The 18730-nt window shown below is 63.2% G+C and carries 19 protein-coding genes and 1 pseudogene; 13 read left to right on the top strand and 7 right to left on the bottom strand.

Annotation, left to right across the window (positions count from 1 at the left end):
• Positions 1–109 precede the first annotated feature (109 nt).
• The 5 genes and pseudogenes from JQ574_RS02975 to JQ574_RS35635 all read left to right on the top strand — a co-directional run bounded on the left by JQ574_RS02975 (position 110) and on the right by JQ574_RS35635 (position 3497).
• Complete coding sequence (locus JQ574_RS02975) at positions 110–2020, top strand: propionyl-CoA synthetase (RefSeq protein ID WP_212209857.1); 1911 nt, start codon at positions 110–112, stop codon at positions 2018–2020.
• A gap of 226 nt (positions 2021–2246) precedes the next feature.
• Positions 2247–2516: a hypothetical protein gene (locus JQ574_RS02970; protein WP_212209856.1), complete on the top strand. Its 270-nt coding sequence runs from the start codon at positions 2247–2249 to the stop codon at positions 2514–2516.
• Between the two features lie 13 nt (positions 2517–2529).
• Positions 2530–2736, top strand: coding sequence for a DUF6494 family protein (locus tag JQ574_RS02965; protein WP_212209855.1), 207 nt, complete (start codon positions 2530–2532; stop codon positions 2734–2736).
• Between the two features lie 212 nt (positions 2737–2948).
• A complete protein-coding gene (locus tag JQ574_RS02960; protein ID WP_011665834.1) occupies positions 2949–3167 on the top strand; it encodes an alkylphosphonate utilization protein in 219 nt (72 codons plus the stop codon).
• A gap of 71 nt (positions 3168–3238) precedes the next feature.
• Positions 3239–3497, top strand: a pseudogene (locus JQ574_RS35635) (SemiSWEET transporter).
• Between the two features lie 86 nt (positions 3498–3583).
• Here the strand turns inward: JQ574_RS35635 and JQ574_RS02950 are convergent.
• Complete coding sequence (locus JQ574_RS02950; protein ID WP_192735298.1) at positions 3584–4282, bottom strand: DUF1013 domain-containing protein; 699 nt, start codon at positions 4280–4282, stop codon at positions 3584–3586.
• Between the two features lie 220 nt (positions 4283–4502).
• On the opposite strand from JQ574_RS02950, the gene ispH reads away from it, so the two are divergent.
• The 3 genes from ispH to rnhA all read left to right on the top strand — a co-directional run bounded on the left by ispH (position 4503) and on the right by rnhA (position 7086).
• On the top strand, positions 4503–5480 hold the full coding sequence (gene ispH / locus JQ574_RS02945) for a 4-hydroxy-3-methylbut-2-enyl diphosphate reductase (RefSeq protein WP_212209853.1): 978 nt from the start codon (positions 4503–4505) through the stop codon (positions 5478–5480).
• Between the two features lie 173 nt (positions 5481–5653).
• Positions 5654–6634, top strand: a complete 981-nt coding sequence (locus JQ574_RS02940) for a homoserine kinase (protein WP_212209852.1) — start codon at positions 5654–5656, stop codon at positions 6632–6634.
• Positions 6622–7086: a ribonuclease HI gene (gene rnhA / locus JQ574_RS02935; protein WP_212383267.1), complete on the top strand. Its 465-nt coding sequence runs from the start codon at positions 6622–6624 to the stop codon at positions 7084–7086. Before JQ574_RS02940 ends, rnhA begins: the two co-directional genes overlap by 13 nt.
• Positions 7087–7274: 188 nt before the next feature.
• On the opposite strand, the gene JQ574_RS02930 is transcribed toward rnhA, so the two are convergent.
• The 6 genes from JQ574_RS02930 to JQ574_RS02905 all read right to left on the bottom strand — a co-directional run bounded on the left by JQ574_RS02930 (position 7275) and on the right by JQ574_RS02905 (position 14998).
• Positions 7275–7760 (bottom strand): peroxiredoxin, encoded by a 486-nt coding sequence (locus tag JQ574_RS02930; RefSeq protein WP_192735294.1) that lies wholly within the window; start codon positions 7758–7760, stop codon positions 7275–7277.
• A 107-nt stretch (positions 7761–7867) separates the two neighbouring features.
• On the bottom strand, positions 7868–8422 hold the full coding sequence (locus JQ574_RS02925; RefSeq protein ID WP_212209850.1) for a DUF924 family protein: 555 nt from the start codon (positions 8420–8422) through the stop codon (positions 7868–7870).
• A gap of 28 nt (positions 8423–8450) precedes the next feature.
• Positions 8451–10133, bottom strand: coding sequence for a long-chain fatty acid--CoA ligase (locus JQ574_RS02920; RefSeq protein WP_212209849.1), 1683 nt, complete (start codon positions 10131–10133; stop codon positions 8451–8453).
• A gap of 184 nt (positions 10134–10317) precedes the next feature.
• Positions 10318–11841, bottom strand: coding sequence for a D-alanyl-D-alanine carboxypeptidase family protein (locus JQ574_RS02915; RefSeq protein WP_212209848.1), 1524 nt, complete (start codon positions 11839–11841; stop codon positions 10318–10320).
• Between the two features lie 224 nt (positions 11842–12065).
• Positions 12066–13844 (bottom strand): glucan ABC transporter ATP-binding protein/ permease, encoded by a 1779-nt coding sequence (locus JQ574_RS02910; RefSeq protein WP_212209847.1) that lies wholly within the window; start codon positions 13842–13844, stop codon positions 12066–12068.
• Between the two features lie 89 nt (positions 13845–13933).
• Positions 13934–14998: an ABC transporter substrate-binding protein gene (locus JQ574_RS02905; protein WP_212209846.1), complete on the bottom strand. Its 1065-nt coding sequence runs from the start codon at positions 14996–14998 to the stop codon at positions 13934–13936.
• A gap of 257 nt (positions 14999–15255) precedes the next feature.
• Between JQ574_RS02905 and JQ574_RS02900 the strand changes: the two genes are divergently transcribed.
• The 5 genes from JQ574_RS02900 (at position 15256) to JQ574_RS02880 (ending at position 18710) form a co-directional block, all read left to right on the top strand.
• Complete coding sequence (locus JQ574_RS02900; RefSeq protein WP_212383265.1) at positions 15256–15681, top strand: hypothetical protein; 426 nt, start codon at positions 15256–15258, stop codon at positions 15679–15681.
• A 124-nt stretch (positions 15682–15805) separates the two neighbouring features.
• Positions 15806–16249, top strand: coding sequence for a phosphoribosyl-ATP diphosphatase (gene hisE, locus JQ574_RS02895; RefSeq protein WP_212209844.1), 444 nt, complete (start codon positions 15806–15808; stop codon positions 16247–16249).
• A gap of 45 nt (positions 16250–16294) precedes the next feature.
• Positions 16295–16894, top strand: coding sequence for a YqaA family protein (locus JQ574_RS02890; protein WP_212209843.1), 600 nt, complete (start codon positions 16295–16297; stop codon positions 16892–16894).
• A gap of 68 nt (positions 16895–16962) precedes the next feature.
• A complete protein-coding gene (locus tag JQ574_RS02885; protein WP_409363415.1) occupies positions 16963–17562 on the top strand; it encodes a hypothetical protein in 600 nt (199 codons plus the stop codon).
• 179 nt (positions 17563–17741) lie between these two features.
• Positions 17742–18710, top strand: coding sequence for a nitronate monooxygenase family protein (locus JQ574_RS02880; protein WP_212209842.1), 969 nt, complete (start codon positions 17742–17744; stop codon positions 18708–18710).
• Positions 18711–18730 lie beyond the last annotated feature (20 nt).

The following is an 18730-nucleotide window of genomic DNA, read 5'->3' as shown; positions in this document are numbered from 1 at the left end:
GGGCTTGTCCCGGCCATCCACGTCTTGCGCTCTGAGCTGAAACAAGAATGTGGATGCCCCGGCACAAGGCCGGGCATGACGAGGACGGGCTCCTCTCCGGGAGCGCGCCATGAACATCCACGACAACAGCAGGTACCACGAAATCCACGCCCGCTCGCTCAGGGATCCCGAAGGCTTTTGGGCCGAGGCGGCGCGTGAAATCGACTGGATCGAGGTCCCAAGGAAAATCTTCGATTCCACGACGGGCCCCTACGGCCGCTGGTTCACCGATGGCGTCGTCAACACCTGCTACAACGCGCTGGACCGCCATGTCGCGGGCGGCCGCGCCGATCAGGTGGCGTTGATCCACGACTCGCCGCTGACCAGCACAGTCACCAAATTTACCTATGCGCAGATGCTGCAGGAGGTGCAGACGCTCGCGGCGGTCATGCAGGATTTCGGTGTCACTAAAGGCGACCGCGTCATCCTCTATATGCCGATGGTGGTGGAGGCCGTGTTCGCGATGCTGGCCTGCGCGCGGATCGGCGCTGTTCACTCGGTGGTGTTCGGCGGTTTTGCAGCCAAGGAGCTCGCGAGCCGGATCGAGGATGCGAAGCCAAAATTGATCTTTTCGGCGAGCTGCGGCATCGAGCCCGGCCGCATCGTGCAATACAAGCCGCTGCTCGACGAGGCGATTGCGCTGTCGAGCGTCAAGCCGCAAACCTGCATGATCCTGCAGCGGCCGCAACAGACCTGTGAACTCACTGAAGGCCGCGATCACGACTGGGCGCAATTGCGCCGCGCCGCGCTCGATGCCGGCAAAACCGCGCCCTGCGTCCCGGTCAAGGCGACCGATCCGCTCTACATCCTCTACACTTCGGGTACCACGGGAATCCCCAAGGGCGTCGTGCGCGACAATGGCGGGCATCTGGTCGCGCTGAAATGGTCGATGTTCAACCTCTACGGCGTCAAGCCCGGCGAGGTCTGGTGGTGCGGCTCCGACATCGGCTGGGTCGTCGGCCACAGCTACATCGTTTACGGACCGCTGATCCACGGCGCGACCTCGATCATGTATGAGGGCAAGCCGGTCGGCACGCCGGACGCCGGCGCGTTCTGGCGGGTGATCTCCGAGCACCAGGCGGTTGCCTTCTTCACCGCGCCGACCGCGTTCCGCGCCATCAAGAAGGAAGACCCTGATGGCACCTTCATCCGCAAGTACGATCTGTCGAAATTCCGTAACCTGTTTCTCGCCGGCGAGCGCGCCGATCCGCCGACGGTGGAATGGGCGGAGCAGCAGCTGAAGGTGCCTGTCATCGATCACTGGTGGCAGACCGAAACCGGCTGGTGCATCGCCGGCAATCCGGTGGGACTCGGGATGCTGCCGGTCAAGCACGGCTCGCCGACGGTGCCGATGCCGGGCTATCAGGTCGACGTCGTCGACGAGGCGGCGAAGCCCGTCCCTGTGGGCACCATGGGCTCGATCGTCATCAAGCTGCCGATGCCGCCGGCCTGCCTGCCGACGCTGTGGGAGCAGGAGGCGCGTTTCAAGGACGCCTATCTCACCGAGTTTCCCGGCTATTACAAAACCTCCGACGCCGGCTACAAGGATGAAGACGGCTATGTGTTCGTGATGGGCCGTACCGACGACATCATCAACGTTGCCGGCCACCGGCTTTCCACCGGCGGTATGGAGGAAATCCTGGCCTCGCATCCCGACGTCGCCGAATGTGCGGTGCTCGGCATCAAGGATACGATCAAGGGCGAGGTGCCCTGCGGTTTTCTGGTGCTGAAGGCCGGCGTTACGCGCAGTCATGCCGATGTCGAAAAGGACGTGGTGGCGCTGGTGCGCGACAAGCTCGGCCCGGTCGCAGCCTTCAAGCTCGCGATCACGGTCGCCCGCCTGCCCAAGACCCGCTCCGGAAAAATCCTGCGCGGCACCATCAAGAAAATCGCCGACGGCGACGCCTGGACCATGCCGGCGACCATCGAGGACCCCAAGGTGCTCGACGAAATCGGTGCCGCGCTGAAGGGCAGGTTGTGATTTAGCCGTCATTCCGGGGCGCGTCGAAGACGCGAACCACAGGTACGCAATTGCGCACCGGGGAATCTCGAGATTCCGGGTTCGATGCTTCGCATCGCCCCGGAATGACAGTTTGCCGTCATGCCCGGGCTTGACCCGGGCATCCATCAATCTCCGAAAATGCCTTGATTTCGATGGATTGCCGGGTCAAGCCCGGCAGTGACGAAACCGGACCCATGGATCAGTCATGCGACATAACCCCGCTCGACTTCTCATCGCCCTGCTGCTCACCGCGCCCTTGCTCGCGGGCTGCCTGGAACGGGGCCAGCCGACCATGGTCGATACCAGCGCCGACGACGATGCGTTCTGCCGCGCCAACAACGTGGCGCCGGGGTCGAACGACTACGTCATCTGCCGCAAGAACCGCGACGTGCAACGCGGCAATGCCAACGCCCGCACCGACCGTGCCCAGCGAAACCTCGCCGAGCAAATGCTGAACAATCCGGTCCGGCCGTGATCAGGAGGTCATCATGAACGAAGACGTTTTCAACACCAGCCTGCGCGGCTTTCTCAAGAAGGTCGGCATCACCTCGCAGCGCGAAATCGAAAAAGCGGTCCGCGACGCCCTCGCCAGCGGCCGCCTCAAGGGCAACGAGAAGCTGCCGGCCAAGATGGTTCTGACCATTGGCGGCATCAGCCTCACGCACGAGATCAACGACGAGATCGAGTTGGGTTAGAACAAGCGATGCGCCCCTCTTCCCCTCTCCCCTTGTGGGAGAGGGTGGCTTCGCGAAGCGAAGACGGGTGAGGGGTTGTCTCCGCGGATAGAGACCTCTCGGCGGATAGAACCCCTCATCCGGCGCTTCGCGCCACCTAAGAGCGAGCTTCGCTCGTCTCGGCCCCCACAAGGGGAGAAGGAAGAAGCAGCGTTTTTTGAAAGACATTTTCCATGGACATCAAGGTCAGGGATTCCAACGGCGCGCTGCTCGCCGAGGGCGACACCGTCACGCTGATCAAGGATTTGAAGCTGAAAGGCTCCTCCACCGTGCTGAAGCGTGGCACCGTGATCAAGAACATCCACCTCACCGACAACGAAGACGAGATCGAAGGCCGCACCGACAAGGTCAAGGGCCTGGTGCTGCGCACGGAGTTTTTGAAGAAGGCGTGAGCCAGGTTCGCCGCAGCGAGGCACGCAGCCAACTACCGCTCATTCTTCGAATCGATGTTATAAGACCGCCCATGGAACCGATCGCCATCAAGCTGCTGGGCTTCGCGGCCGCAACGTGCACGACTCTCGCTTACGTCCCGCAATTCGTAAAAGTCTGGCGAACCCGCTCGACGGAAGACATTTCGCTCGGAATGTTTCTGGTCATGGTGGTCGGCGTCCTGCTGTGGCTGGTGTACGGCCTGCTTTCCGGAGATGGGCCGTTGATTTGCCAACGCCATCACGATCGTGCTGGCCGGCGGAGTTTTGTTCATGAAACTGAAATACGGCTGAGCGCCGCAGCTCACCAAAACAAAAACGCGGCAGGTTGCCCCGCCGCGTTTGAAATCCGGCAATTCAAATTCCCGAATACGGGAATCCTATTCCTCGTCGTCGTCCTGCTTCTTGCCGCCGATCGTCTTCAGCTTGGCGAACACGGCGTCGACGTTGAGGTCGTCGCGCTGCTTTTCGGTCGGCTCGAATTCCGGCTCCTTCTTGGTGGTCTCGGAGGCCGGCAGCAGGGTGGCGCCGCCGTAGGCCGCGGGGACCGGCTTTTCCTTGGCGGCGCGCTGCACCTCGAAATCGAGCTCGATCTGCGAGCACAGGCCCAATGTCACCGGGTCCATCGGGGTCAGGGTCGAGGCGTTCCAGTGGGTACGGTCGCGGACCGAGGCAATGGTGGTCTTGGTGGTGCCGACCAAGCGCATGATCTGGGCGTCCTTCAGCTCGGGATGGTTGCGCACCAGCCAGAGGATCGCGCTCGGCCGCTCATGGCGGCGCGACACCGGGGTGTAGCGCGGGCCCTTCTTCTTGGCCGCCGGGGGCAGGGTAACCTTGCTCTCGCCGAGCTTGAGGCGGTAGTTCGGGTCCTTTTCGCCCCTTTCGATCTCGTCGCGGCTCAATTGGCCGGTCGAAATCGGATCCATGCCCTTGATGCCCTGGGCTGCGTCGCCGTCGGCGATGGCGCGGACCTCCAGGGGGTGCATTTTGGTGAAATCGGCCACCTGGTCGAAGGTCAGCGCGGTATTGTCAACCAGCCACACGGCAGTCGCCTTTGGCATCAGCGGTGCATTGCTCATGGCAAATCTCCTTTGTGCCTCGCCCACCTCTTTTTGGAGGCGAAGTCTGCGGTCATCGGGGATGACGGGAATTCCGGGCCTATATACCCCTTGAGGGCCCATTGGCGCAATGGCCAGCTAAAGTGCCTTGACAGCGCCCAAAAGCAGCCCCAAGTCCTTATGCAAATTGGCCGTTCCCCGCCCGCCGGCGAGGGGTGATTCGGTCCCCGAGATGGCCCCCATGACCTCTTTATCGGCGTCAGCCAAACCAGACCTGAAAATCGTGCTTTGTTCCCCCCGCGGCTTCTGTGCCGGCGTGGTACGGGCCATCGACACCGTCGAGCGCGCGCTCGCGATCTATGGCGCCCCCGTCTATGTCCGCCACGAGATCGTGCATAACCGCTATGTCGTGGACAGCCTGAAGACCAAGGGCGCGATCTTCGTCGAGGAACTGGCCGAAATTCCCGACAATACCAGCGCACCGGTGGTGTTTTCCGCCCATGGCGTGCCGAAATCGGTTCCGGCGGATGCCCGCGCGCGCAATTTCTTCTCGCTGGACGCGACCTGCCCGCTGGTCACCAAGGTGCATCGGGAAGCTGCGATCCATTTCAAGCGCGGCCGTGAAATCCTGCTGATCGGGCATTCGCATCACCCGGAAGTCGTCGGCACGGTAGGCCAGCTGCCGGCAGGCGCCGTGACGCTGATCGAGACCGCGGAAGACGCCAAGACCTTCACCCCGAAGAATCCGGACAACCTCGCTTTCGTGACCCAGACGACGCTGTCGATCGACGACACCGCCGAAATCGTCGCCCTGCTGAAGGAGCGTTTCCCGAACATCAACGGCCCGCACAAGGAAGACATCTGCTACGCCACCACCAACCGTCAACTTGCGGTCAAGAAGGTGGCGCCGGTGGTTGACGCCCTGATCGTGGTCGGTGCGCCGAACTCGTCGAACTCACAGCGCCTGCGCGAAGTCGCCGAGCGCGAGGGCTGCCCGGTCTCGGTGCTGGCGCAGCGCGCCAGCGACCTCGACTGGTCGCGGTTCGATGGCATCAAGAGCCTCGGCATCACGGCGGGCGCCTCGGCGCCGGAAGTGATCGTCGAGGAGATCATGGGCGCGTTCGCCGAGCGCTATACGCTGCATGTGGAGACGGTCTCGGCCGCGGAAGAAAACGAATTCTTCCCGCTGCCGCGTTCGCTGCGGCCCGACGCAGCTTAGGGCGCGCTAGTGCGGCGGATTTGAAGTTCCCCAGAGTTTGACGCGAGTGCGGTGGGAACTTCAAATCCATAAGCCGCACTAGTAATAAGATTTTTCTGGTGTCCCCTTGATCCCGAAGTTCGCATCCAAGGGGCCGCGGGGGCGTGCGAACTTCGGGATCAAGGGGACACTACATGGCGGTTTACACGGACGTTGCCGCCGAAGACCTCGCGGAGTTCCTCAAGGGTTACGACATCGGCGAATTGCTCTCCTACAAGGGCATCGCCGAAGGCGTCGAGAATTCCAACTTCCTGATGCACACCAGCAAGGGCGCCTACATCCTCACGCTGTACGAAAAGCGCGTGGCGGTGGACGATCTGCCTTACTTCCTGTCGCTGATGGCGCATCTGGCCGATCGCGGCGTGCATTGCCCGCAGCCGGCAAAAAACCGCCAGGGCGACGTCTACAGCCATCTCGTCGGGCGGCCGGCGGCGATCATCAATTTCCTCGAAGGCATGTGGCCGCGGCGGCCCAACGCCGCGCATTGCAGCGGTGTCGGCGAGGCGCTCGCCAAAATGCATCTGGCGGGCGGCGACTTTCCTCTTGTCCGGAAAAATCCGCTGTCGGTCGAGGGATGGCGGCCGCTGTTCGACCTGTCGGCGCCGCGTGCCGACAGCGTGCAGCCGGGCCTTCGCGATTTCATCGCCCGCGAACTCGATCACCTCGAGGCGAACTGGCCAAAGGATCTGCCGCTCGGCGTCATCCATGGCGATCTGTTCAACGACAACGTCTTCTTCCTCGGCGACAAGCTGTCCGGGCTGATCGACTTCCCGTTTTCCTGCAACGACATCCTGGCCTATGACGTTGCGATCTGCCTCAACGCCTGGTGCTTCGAGCCGGATCATTCCTTCAACGTCACCAAGGCGCGCGCGCTGCTCGGCGCTTATGGCCGCGAACGGAAATTGTCCGATGCCGAGCAGGACGCGCTGCCGCTGTTGGCGCGCGGCTCCGCGCTGCGCTTTTTGCTGACGCGTCTGGTCGATTTCCTCGACGTGCCGCCGGGCGCGCTGGTGAAGCCGAAAGACCCGGTCGAATATGTCCGCAAGCTGCGTTTCCACCAGAGCGTCCAGTCGGTGCGCGACTACGGCCTGACGCAGGCGGGATGCGCTGCGTGAGCGATTCAAAGCCGCATGTCACGGTCTTCACCGACGGCGCCTGCTCGGGCAATCCCGGCCCCGGCGGCTGGGGCGCGATCCTGAAATTCGGCGACACCGAAAAGGAATTGAAGGGCGGCGAAGCGCACACCACCAACAACCGCATGGAATTGATGGCGGCGATCTCGGCGCTGGAGGCGCTGAAGAAAGCCTGCGTCGTCGACCTCACCACCGACAGCCAATATGTCCGCAAGGGGATCACGGAGTGGATCCATGGCTGGAAGCGGAACGGCTGGCGCACATCCGACAAGAAGCCGGTCAAGAATTTCGATTTGTGGCAGCGCCTCGACGCCGCGCTGAAGGCGCATGAGGTGCGCTGGCACTGGATCAAGGGCCACGCCGGCCACGACGAAAACGAACGCGCCGATCAATTGGCCCGCGACGGCGTCGCGATGGCACGGTTGAAGGCCTGAATAGGGCGGCGCCCTCTGTTTCCCTCTCCCCTTGTGGGAGAGGGTGGCGCCTCACGAAGTGAGGCGACGGGTGAGTGGTTCTCTCCGCGGATACAACTGTCTCTACGGATAGAGACCCCTCATCCGGCGCGCTACGCGCGCCACCTTCTCCCACAAGGGGAGAAGGGAGGATCAGCGAAGTCGCTGCTTTACAGCTGCCCCAGCAGCGTATCGCCGCCGGAAACTTCGACCTTGCCGGGGGCCGGCTCGAGGTTGAGCTTCTTGACCACGCCGTCTTCCACCAGCATCGAATAGCGCTTGGAGCGGATGCCGAGGCCGTTGCCGGACGCGTCGAGCTCCATGCCGATCGCCTTGGTGAAGTCGGCATTGCCGTCGGCGAGGAAGGTGGCTTCGTCGCGCTGGTCGGTGTCGCGCTTCCAGGCGTTCATCACGAAGGCGTCGTTGACGGAGACGATCGCGATGGTGTTCACGCCCTTGTCCTTGATGGCGTAGGCGTTGAGGAAGATGCTCGGCAGATGCATCTTGTGGCAGGTGCCGGTATAGGCGCCGGGCACCGCGAACAGCGCGACCTTCTTGCCCTTGAAAATATCGTCGGTGGTTTTGACCTGCGGCCCTTCCGCCGTCATTACGCGAAACTTGGCTTCCGGCAGCTTGTCGCCAACTTGGATCGTCATCGTCAATTCTCCCTCATGAGCGGATAGGTCTTAAACCCTGCGGCTGGCGGGCACAATATTCGGTGTCCCGGAAACGGCAATGCCGTCCTGCGTTCACTGTTCTGTCATCAGCCGGTAAACCCGCCGGTGTCGAGGAATGCCTGTTCTTCAGGCGTCGTTTCGCGCCCCAGGATGCGGTTACGGTGCGGAAAGCGGCCGAACCGGCGGATGATGTCGGCGTGATGCTCGGCATATCCCTTGTTTTCGGTATTGTCGGTCCCGCGGAACAGTTCGATGCAGCGCAGCTGGTCGGGCAAATGCTCCGAATGCATGAACGGTAGATAGAGGAATTCGAGCAGCGCCGGGTCGATACGCTTGTCCACGTCGCGGTCGATGGCGCGGGCCGCAACGTCGCGCGCCAGCCTGTCGCTTGCATAGGTCTGGGCGTCGCCACGAAACATGTTGCGGGGAAACTGATCGAGCACAATGGTGAGCGCCAGCGTGCCGTCATCGCTCGCTTCCCATGACGACAATTCGCCGGCGGCGGCCTTCCGCCACAGCTCGAGATACCGCCGGCGCACTTCCGCGTCGAACGCATCGTCGCGGCTGTACCAGCGGTCGTGGCCGGCTTCGCGCCAGAATGTGAGGATGTCTGCCGGCGTGGGGTCGCGAGCGTCAGTCATGATCCGACGCTCGCTCCACGGTTCGGTCTCAGGCCGCGGCCTTCTTTTCGTCGCGCAGTTCGCGGCGCAGGATCTTGCCGACATTGGTCTTGGGCAGGTCGGTCCTGAACTCGATCTGCTTGGGGACCTTGTAGGCGGTCAGCTGCGTGCCGCAGAACTTGATGACGTCGTCGGCCGTGAGGTTCGGGTCCTTCTTGACGATGAAGGCCTTGACCGCCTCGCCTGACTTGGAGTCCTGGACGCCGATCACGGCGCACTCCAGCACGCCCGGATGGCTGGCGATCACTTCCTCGATCTCGTTCGGATAGACGTTGAAGCCGGAGACCAGGATCATGTCCTTCTTGCGGTCGACGATCTTGGTGTAGCCGTCCGGCGTCATTACGCCGATGTCGCCGGTGCGGAAGAAGCCGTCCGCCGTCATCACATTCGCGGTCTCTTCCGGCCGGTTCCAGTAGCCCGCCATCACCTGCGGACCCTTGGCGCAGATCTCGCCGGCTTCGCCGAGCGGCACTTCCTTGCCGTCATCGTCGCGGATCGAGAGGTAAGTCGAGGGCACGGGAATGCCGATCGAACCGGAGAACTTGTCGGTGTCGGCGGGGTTGCAGGTCAGCGTCGGCGAGGTTTCCGACAGGCCGTAGCCTTCCGACAGCGCGCAGCCGGTGACCTTGAGCCATTTCTCGGCCACCGCCTTTTGCGTCGCCATGCCGCCGCCGAACGAGGTCTTCAGCTTGGAGAAATCGACCTTCTCGAAACCGGGCGAGTTCAACAGGCCGTTGTACAGCGTGTTGACCGCCGGGAAGCTGTTGACCTGGTATTTCATCAGCTCCTTGATGAAGCCCTGCATGTCGCGCGGATTCGGAATCAACAGATTGACGCCGCCGGCCCGCACCCCGAGCAGGAAGCACGCCGTCAGCGCGAAGATATGATAGAGCGGCAGCGCGCAGACGATGAACAGTTCGTCGACGTGCGGCGGCTTCTTCAGCGCCGGCTGCAGCCAGGCGTCGTTCTGCAGCACGTTGGCGAGGATGTTGCGGTGGAGCAGCGTCGCGCCCTTGGAAACGCCGGTCGTGCCGCCGGTATATTGCAGGAAGGCGACGTCATCGCGGCTGAGTTGCGGCTTGCTGAGTTGCATGCCGCGGCCGGCGGCCAGCGCGTCGTTGAAGGAGACGGAGCCCGGGATCGACCAGGCCGGCACCATCTTCTTCACCTTGCGGACCACCAGATTGACGATCACGCCCTTGAAGCCGAGCAGGTCGCCCATGCTGCCGACGATCACATGCTTGACCGCGGTCCTGGCGATCACCTGCTGCACCGTGGTGGCGAAATTCTCCAGCACCACGATCGCCTCGGCGCCGGAATCCTTGAGCTGATGTTCGAGTTCACGCGGGGTGTAGAGCGGGTTGACGTTCACCACCGCATAGCCGGCGCGCAGCACGGCGGCGGTCGAGACCGGATACTGCAGCACGTTCGGCATCATCAGCGCGACGCGGGCGCCCTTTTGCAGGCCCTTGCTCTGCAGATAGGCGCCAAGGGCAGCCGACATCTGGTCGAGGTCGCGGTAGCTGATCGACTTGTCCATGCAGATGAACGCCTTGCGGTCGGCGAACTTCTTGAAGCTCTCTTCCAGCAACTCGACGAGCGACGAGTACTGATTGACGTCGATATCGGCGGGCACGCCGGCCGGATATTGCTTGAGCCAGATCCGCTCCATGATATTTCCCCTCTGGTTAGTTCCCGATTTCTCGAATTCTTGGGCCGGGATGCCTCGTTTTTGGCAGTATTGTGAATGCCGCCGCCGATGGCAAGCGGCTGCGCGCTATCGACGCATTGGGAATCAACAAGTCAACGTCCGGAACGGGCGAAAAGCGCCTTGATTGCCGGGCCTTGCGGGTTCTTTAACCAGCCGGTTTGGATTCGCTCTTAGGTTTTGCGGCGGCGTTGGGCTTGGCGGGCTTCGCGGCCGGCTTGTCGCCCGAAGCGGCAGGTTTCTCGGCCGGCCTGGCGGCGGGCTTGGCAGCTGCGGCAGGCTTTGCAGCTGCCACAGGCTTTAAAGCTGCCGCAGGCTTGGCGGCGGCAGCAGGCTTTGCGGCGGCGGCGTCCGGTTTGACATTCGCGTGCCGGGCCGCGGCCGGCTTGGCCGCGGGTTTTGTGGCCTCGGTCCTGGCGGCGGTCTTCGCTTCAGACTTGGCTTCAGACTTGGCTTCAGACTTGGCCTTATCCGCGTCCGGCTTCTTCGCCGCGACTGCGACCTGCGATTTCTTGCCGCGCCGCGTAACCTGCTTTTGGTCATCCGCGGCCACGGCGGCGATCAGCTCCGGACCGGTCTTCTTCGGGCCGGTATAGACCACCATGGGCTCGCCAGCGGTGTACGCCGCGGCGAGCAGCTCCGAGGGTTTTGCCGTCGGCGCCTGCAGTCCTGCGGAGAAGAAAGCCAGTGCCGGGCTTTGGCCCTCGCTGGCGGCGGCCATTGTCGTGTCCGCATCCTCGTCGGTGGCGGGCCGCTTGCGTTTGCCGTTGCACATCTCCTCGCGCAGGTTCGGCGGCGTGGCGTCGATCGGCACCAGATTATCGACGGCGCCGAGCGAGGGCCGCAGCCATCCCAGCCCGTTGCTGGCAAAGCCGCGCTCCAAGAGCTGGGCGGCGCGCACCGCCCGCGCCTGGCCCGAGGTCGAGCCGAGCACGACCGCGATCAGCCGCTTGCCGTCGCGCGTCGCCGAGGCCACCAGATTGTATCCGGACGCGCAGATGAAGCCGGTCTTGAAGCCGTCGGCGCCGGCATAGCGGCCGATCAGCTTGTTGAAATTGTTGGTGGTGCGGCGGCCGAAACGGATCGCCGGGATGTGCATGAAATATTCGTATTCGGGCAGATCGCGAATCACGGCACGCGCCAAAATCGCAAGATCGCGCGCCGAGGTGATCTGGCCATCGGCGGGCAGGCCGTTAGGATTGACGTAGCTCGTCTGCGTCATGCCGAGCCGCTGCGCGGTCGCGTTCATCATGCCCGAGAAGCCGTCGACGGAGCCACCGACGCCTTCGGCGAGCACCACGGCCATGTCGTTGGCCGACTTCACCATCACCATCGCCAGCGCGTTCTCGACGGTGACCTGCGTGCCCGGTTTGAAGCCCATCTTCGACGGCGACTGCGAGGCGGCCACCGGCGAAACCGTCAGCACGCTGTCTAGGCGGAGGCGTCCTTCCTTGACGGCCTTCAGCGTGACGTAAGCCGTCATGATCTTGGTCACCGAGGCCGGATACCAGGGCATCGTCGCATTTTCGGCCTGCAACACCTTGCCGGTGTCGGCTTCGACGACCAGCAGCGCCTCGGCATGCGCGGTGCGCGGCGTGACCAACGCAAGCGCGGCGACGAGCAGGATCAGGTTTAACAACGAATGGCGAAGCCGCGGGCGATGAAAATGCACTTTTGCGTTCCGGTCCTTTGAGACCCGCCTTGACAAAAGGAGGTCCTGATATCTGACGTTCGGGTTTCAAGCGTGTCCGGTGCCGTCGCTCACGGCGGCTGCAAACCTATACCGGCTTGCCGTTCCAGAACAGAGGTTCGCCAATTAAATCGTGCACGAAATAGTGGACGAAATAGACGCAAATTCGGCAGATAATTCAATCCGGATGCCGCGCAGGGGTGGGGCTAATGTGTCTCAATGCTGGCCCGCGCGTCGGCCTGCACCATGAACTGGGCCCGCGCGAGTTCCGCAAAGCGGCCGCCTTTGGCCACCAGTTCATCGAAAGTTCCGCTTTCGATCACACGTCCGTTGTCGAACACCAGGATGCGCGTCGCGTTGCGGATGGTCGAAAGCCGGTGGGCGATCACGAAGGTCGTGCGGCCCTTCATCACTTCGTCGAGAGCGGCGTTGACTTTTGCCTCGGTGACCGCGTCGAGCGCGCTGGTGGCCTCATCGAGGATCAGGATCGGCGGGTCCTTCAACAGCGCGCGCGCGATCGACAGCCGTTGCCGTTCGCCGCCGGACAGCATGCGGCCGCGCTCGCCGGCATGGGTCTCGAACTTCCTGTCGCTGCGTTCGATGAATTCGAGCGCCTGCGCCCGCGTCGCCGCGATGCGCATTTCTTCTTCAGTGGCGTCCGGTTTGCCGACGAGCAGATTGTCGGCGAGCGAGCGGTTGAACAGCAGTGCCTCCTGGAACACCACGCCGATATTCCGCCGCAGCGCGGTCAGCTTCAGGGCGCGGACATCCATGCCGTCGATTTTGATGATGCCGGACTGCGGATCGAACGCGCGATGCAGCAGCGCGATCGCCGTCGATTTGCCGGCGCCGGTCGGGCCGACCAGCGCGATGGTCTGGCCGGGCAAAGCGGTGAAGGACAGATCCTCGATCGCGGGCCGTTTGCCGTCATAGGAGAACGAGACGTCGTTGAATTCGACCAGGCCGGAGAGCCGGCCGGTGTCGACAGCGCCGGGCCGATCGCGCACCGCGGGTACGGCGTCCAGCACGTCGAAGAATTCCTGCAGGCGCGGCGCTTCCATGAACACGCTGTTGATGAAGCTGACCACCTGTTCGAGCTTCTGGATCAGCATGGTCGCGAAAGAAACGAACATCACGATCTCGCCGACCGTGGTCAGCCCCTGCTGGTGCAGATAGATGCCGACGGTGAAGATCGTGAGCACGGTGATGGTGGTGGAGGCGCGGGTGATCACGGTGACCAGCGCCCACCAGCCGAGCACCGGCATCTGCACCGCGAGCAGTTTGTCGGCGACATAGCGCAGGCCCTGCACCTCGGCATCGATGCGCACGAAGCTCTGCACCAGCGCGACGTTGCCGAGCGCGTCGGAAGCGCGCGCGGAGAGGTCCGAGTAATGCTCCTCGACCTCGCTCTGCATGCCATAGGTCTTGCGCACCACCAGCGTGGTCAGCACCGTGAATATCACGCACAGCAGGAACAGCAGGATCGCCAGCCGCCAGTTGATGTAGAGCGACAGCGGCAGCAGCACCACCAGGGACATGAGCGCGGCAAAATGCTCGCGGAAGAATCCGAGCCAGAGCCGCCACAGCGAATCCGTGCCGTTCAGCATCACCTTCATCAGCCGCCCGGAATGGGTGCCGGTGTGAAAGGTCAGCGGCAGCTGCATGATGTGTTCGAAATAATCGGTCAGCACCGCCTGGCGCTGGCGGTGCGCCAGCTTGTCGGCATGGAGCGCGACGAGGGCGCTGCAGGCGATAGTGAACAGACCGAACCCCACCCAGGCCGCCAGCAGCGGCCAGGCGCCTGACGACGACAGCGGACCCGGCGCCGCCTTGCCGGAGAGCACGTCGATGATCTTGCCGAACAGCACGGGCTCGGCGAATTGCGCGCCGGCCAGCAGCAGATTGGCGCCGGCCAGAATCCAGCCCAGCCGCGCCTCTTTGCCGAGCAGCTCGAGGACGCGGGTGTAAAGGCGAATCATGGACATGCCGCAAGCACTGGAGGGGCGGGGCGATCAGTCGAGCCGCATTCTAATCAGGGATCGCCGCCGAGAACCAGCGTCCGCGCGACTTTTACTCAATTGATCAGCCGGCCGTTGACCGGGGGCAGGAACTGGTCGTCGAAAATATCAGCTGCTACCGGCCGCTTCTGGAATTTGAAGCCTTCCGCGAGCTGATCGATCGACCGCTCGAACCTCGCAATATCGATGCCGCCGATGCCGTTGCGCCTGACCTCGCCGGTCAGGATATTGTCGCGCAGGATGGCGCTCAGCCGTTCGAGCTCCAGGTCGCGCGAGCCGCCGTCCATGCGGTTGACGACCTCGGTCACTGCGGCCGCGGGGTCCTTGATGGCCAGATGCGTGCCGCCGATCACCGCTCGCACAAATCCTCTCACCGCTTCCGGTTTAGTGGCCGCCAGCGCCGGGTTGACGACAATGGCGAAACCGTAGGCGTCGCAGCCATAGTCGGCGAACTTCAATACCGCCAGATCGTCGGCCGGCACGCCACGGTCTTTCAGGTTGATCGCCGACAGATAGGAAAATCCGGTGACGGCATCGATCTGGCCCGCCGACAGCATCGGCTCGCGCACCGCGGCGCTGATATTGCTTTGCTTGACGCTCGCGATCTTGATGCCGTTCTGCTTCGCCACCGCCGGCCATAGCCGGATCGAAAGATCCCCCTCGGCGACGCCGAGATTCTTGCCTTCGATGTCCGACAGCGCCCGGACGCCGCGGCTCTTGCGGGCGATGATGGCGTAGGGGGCCTTGTTGAACAGCATGAACACCGCCTTGACCGGCGGGACGCCCTGCTTGTCCTTGTCGCGAAAACGCACCAGCGCGTTGATGTCGACCAGCGCGAAATCGCTGGTGCCGGCGGCGACGCGCGCGATCGCATCCGGCGATCCGCTGGCGATGTTGATGGTGACGGCGAGCCCCTCGGCGGTGAACAGGCCGCCGGTGGCCGCCATCACGAAAGGCGCGTCCGTCGCATCGATGGGGCGGTCGAGCGAGAACTGGATCGCGAGCGGCGGTCGTGGTTCGTCCGCGGCAAGGCTCACCCCCGCACCGAAGCACACCACTCCGCAAAGGCCTGCAAGCGAGGCCAGCATCGAGCGAAGGGCGTTGGTTCGGCGTGCACGCATTGAGCTTACGTCACTGGGAGATGGGACAAGTTGCCGCGCGGCCAAGTCTGTTGGATCGCAGGTCTGTTTCAGGACAAGAACACCGGCATTACAAGCCTTAAACGCAGGCATTCTGTCGCATCCAACGTGAACGGGCGATGACTGCCACGATTTGGCCAGAGATCGTTCAGCTTGCGTTTGGTTTGGGGAACCTAATATCCGCCCAGTGGTTAGCAATTCGAGGCCTGTCAGGCCAAGCTCCCACGGAGGACATTGAGATGTTTGCACGAACAGGAGTGTTTTCATCGATCGGCCGCGCCGGCGCGGTGGCGACGGTTGTCGCGCTAGCCCTGACGGACCAGCCGTCGGCAGCTTTCGCCGGCTCGGCCGCGCCCGCCAAGGATGTAACGGCCACGACGGGGACCAGCGGCGCGACTGATTTCAGTTCGCGCGCCAGGAGATATTATGGCGGCGGTGGCGCCGCGGCGGCTGCGGCCTTCGCCGGCATCGTCGGCACCGGCATCGCGATTGCGGCCGCCCAGAACCGCCGCGATTACTACTATGGCAACAGCTACGGTTACTACGGGGGCGGCCCGGCCTATTACGCTCCCCCGGCCTATTACGGCGGCGGCCCCTACTACTACGGCGGTGGCTACGGCCGTGACCGGTACTATGGCGGCTACAAGAATCCCAACTACTGGTAATTGCGAGCGTTGTTAAGGCCGATGTTAAACACGAATCCACCGGCCGCCCCCGGCCGGTGGATTTTTTTTGGTTGTCAAGCCGGCCGTTAACACGCTGCCCACGGCTTTCGATTAGGTTTGAGGGATGAGTGATTCGCTCGAACGGCTTTATCAGGCGGTGCTCGCGGCCAGGGATCTTGATCCGGCAATTTCGCGAACGGCGCGGCTGTTTCAGCGCGGCCCGGCCAAGATGGCCAAGAAGCTGGCCGAGGAAGCCATCGAAGTCGTGATCGACGCCGTCAACGGCGATACCGATGCGGTGGTCCGCGAGAGCGCTGATCTTCTCTACAACCTGACCGTTCTGTGGGCAGCCGCCGGGGTCAAGCCCGAGGATGTCTGGCGCGAGATGGCGCGGCGCGAGCTGATGCTCGGCATCGCCGAGAAGCTGCCGAAATCGACGGTCAAGCCGCCCAAGGCGATTCCTGACAAGGCGGCCTCGGCCAAGGCGTTACCCAAAGCGGTGACACCACCTGCGGTTCGGCGGCGAATTGTCGCGCTGGAAGGCCGCAGCCTGCGAAAGCGGCACTAAATCTCCCAAAATTCCGTCGTCTGCCGGCATGGACAAATCCGCTCCATGATGGTTCATGCGGCCATGCTTAAACGATCCTACGACTGGTTCCTCGCCGCCGCCGACAAGCCGTACGCACTCTGGATTATGGCGGCGGTATCGTTCGCGGAAAGCTCGTTCTTCCCGATCCCTCCCGACGTCATGCTGCTGCCGATGTCGCTGGCGCGGCCGAAGCGGGCGTGGTGGTTCGCGACCGTGTGCACGATCGCCTCGGTTGCCGGCGGTGTGGTCGGATACGCCATCGGCGCGCTGCTGTACGACTCGGTCGGGCAGTGGCTGATCAACGTCTATGGTCTCAGCGGCAAGGTCGAAGCGTTCCGTCAGTCCTATGCCGAATGGGGCGCGCTGATCATCATCGGCAAGGGGTTGACGCCGATCCCCTACAAGCTTGTCACCATCACGTCAGGATTCGCCGGCTACAATATCTGGCTGTTCATCCTGTGCTCGATCATCGCGCGGGGCGGACGCTTCTTCGTGGTCGCGATCCTGCTCAACCGTTACGGCGACCTCATTCGCAGCGAGCTGGAAAAGCGCCTCGGTTTCTGGGTCGCGATCGGCGCCGCGGTGCTGGTGCTCGGATTCGTCATCGCGGTTAAATTGGTCTGACCTGCGCGCGGGGCGCTTTGCCGGACCAAACGCTTCAGAACACGCCCGCTTCAGGCTACGCTCGCTCCATGCCTGATCGAATCGGCCATCTTTTCAATTCAATCGGGACGGCGTTCGCGACCGCTTGCCTCGCGCTGTCGATGCTGGCGCTCGCCTCGGACGCCGGCTGGTCGCAAAGCGCGCCTCAGCCCTCGCTCGGCGTGCAGTCGCCGGCCCAGCAGCCAGTGCCGCAGGGACCGGCCCCGCAGCAGATCGAACCGCCGCAGCAGCCGGAAAATCCCGGCCTGATCAACGAAATCGGCAAGCTGCTCGAGAAATCCAAATCGATCCTGCCGAGCCTGAAGAGCCCAGGCGAGACCGACCCCAACACCCGCGCCCAGGATACTGCAAAGGATGCTGCAAAGGATACCGGCGACAGCCGGCCGAACATGATGCTTCCGTCGATCATGGTCACCGGACGCGCGGCCTGCCTGGTGTCGGCCAATGGCGCGCCGGACTGCAAGGCCGGGGCCGACAGACTGTGCCAGACCAAGGGTTACAGGGAAGGCAAGAGCCTCGACACCGACGCGGCCGAGAAATGCTCGCCGAAAGTGTTCATCCCGGGCCGCAAGCGCGAACCGGGCGACTGCAAGACCGAAAATTACGTGACTCGCGCGATATGCCAGTAGCGCATGACCCGGAAAAGTGGGCACCGGTTTCGGGCAGGGTCATGCGCAAGAAATAGCGCCAAAACGCAATACTTGACACTGGAAAGATTGCCTTGTTGGTATGACGTCCGGCATCTCTTGAGATATCTCTTGGCAGATGCCCCGTACCAGTTCCGGAACACGCGAAAGGATTGTTTCGAATGTCCATGCCTGCCTTGTTCAAGGGCCGTCTGTCGATCCCCGTCATCGGTGCGCCGCTGTTCATCATTTCCGTGCCTGATCTGGTGATCGCGCAGTGCAAGGCGGGTGTGGTCGGATCGTTTCCGGCGCTGAACGCGCGGCCGCCGGCGCTGCTCGACGAATGGCTGGCGCGGATCAAGGAAGAACTCGCGGCTCACGACAAGGCGCATCCCGACAGGCTCTCGGCACCGTTCGCGGTCAACCAGATCGTGCACAAGTCGAACAACCGGCTCGATCAGGATCTGGCGCTTTGCGAGAAGCACAAGGTGCCGATGATGATCACCTCGCTCGGCGCGCGCGAAGAACTCAACCAGGCGGCGCATGGCTGGGGCTGTGTCGTGTTCCACGATGTCATCAACCAGAAGTTCGCGCACAAGGCGGTTGAGAAAGGTGCCGATGGCCTGGTCCTGGTGTCGGCCGGCGCCGGCGGCCATGCCGGCGAGATCTCGCCACTGGCCTTCGTGGCCGAGACGAGGCAGTGGTTCGATGGTCCGATCGCGTTGTCGGGCGCGATTGCCAACGGCCGGGCCATTCGTGCGGCACGCATACTGGGTGCCGACTTCGCCTATATCGGCTCGGCCTTCATCGCCACCGCAGAGGCCAATGCGGTGGAAGGCTACAAGCAGATGATCACGACCTCAGGCGCCGAAGACATCGTCTATTCCAACCTGTTCACCGGAGTGCACGGCAATTATCTGAAGCCGTCGATCGTCGCGGCGGGCATGGATCCCGAAAACCTGCCGACGTCAGATCCGTCCAAGATGAGTTTTGGCACGGATGCTTCGGGTGAGCGCGCAAAGCCTAAGGCTTGGAAGGAAATCTGGGGCAGCGGCCAGGGCGTCGGCAGTGTCGCAAAAGTCTTGCCGGCCGCCGAACTGATCGCGCGGTTCAAAAAGGAATACGCAGAGGCGATCGATCCGCCGCTGTGATTTTTTTTCCTTCTCCCCTT

This window comes from Bradyrhizobium sp. AUGA SZCCT0158 (genome assembly GCF_018130065.1).
Taxonomy (GTDB): domain Bacteria; phylum Pseudomonadota; class Alphaproteobacteria; order Rhizobiales; family Xanthobacteraceae; genus Bradyrhizobium.
Note: the sequence above shows the minus strand (reverse complement) of the source record. Positions and strands in the feature narration are given on the sequence as shown.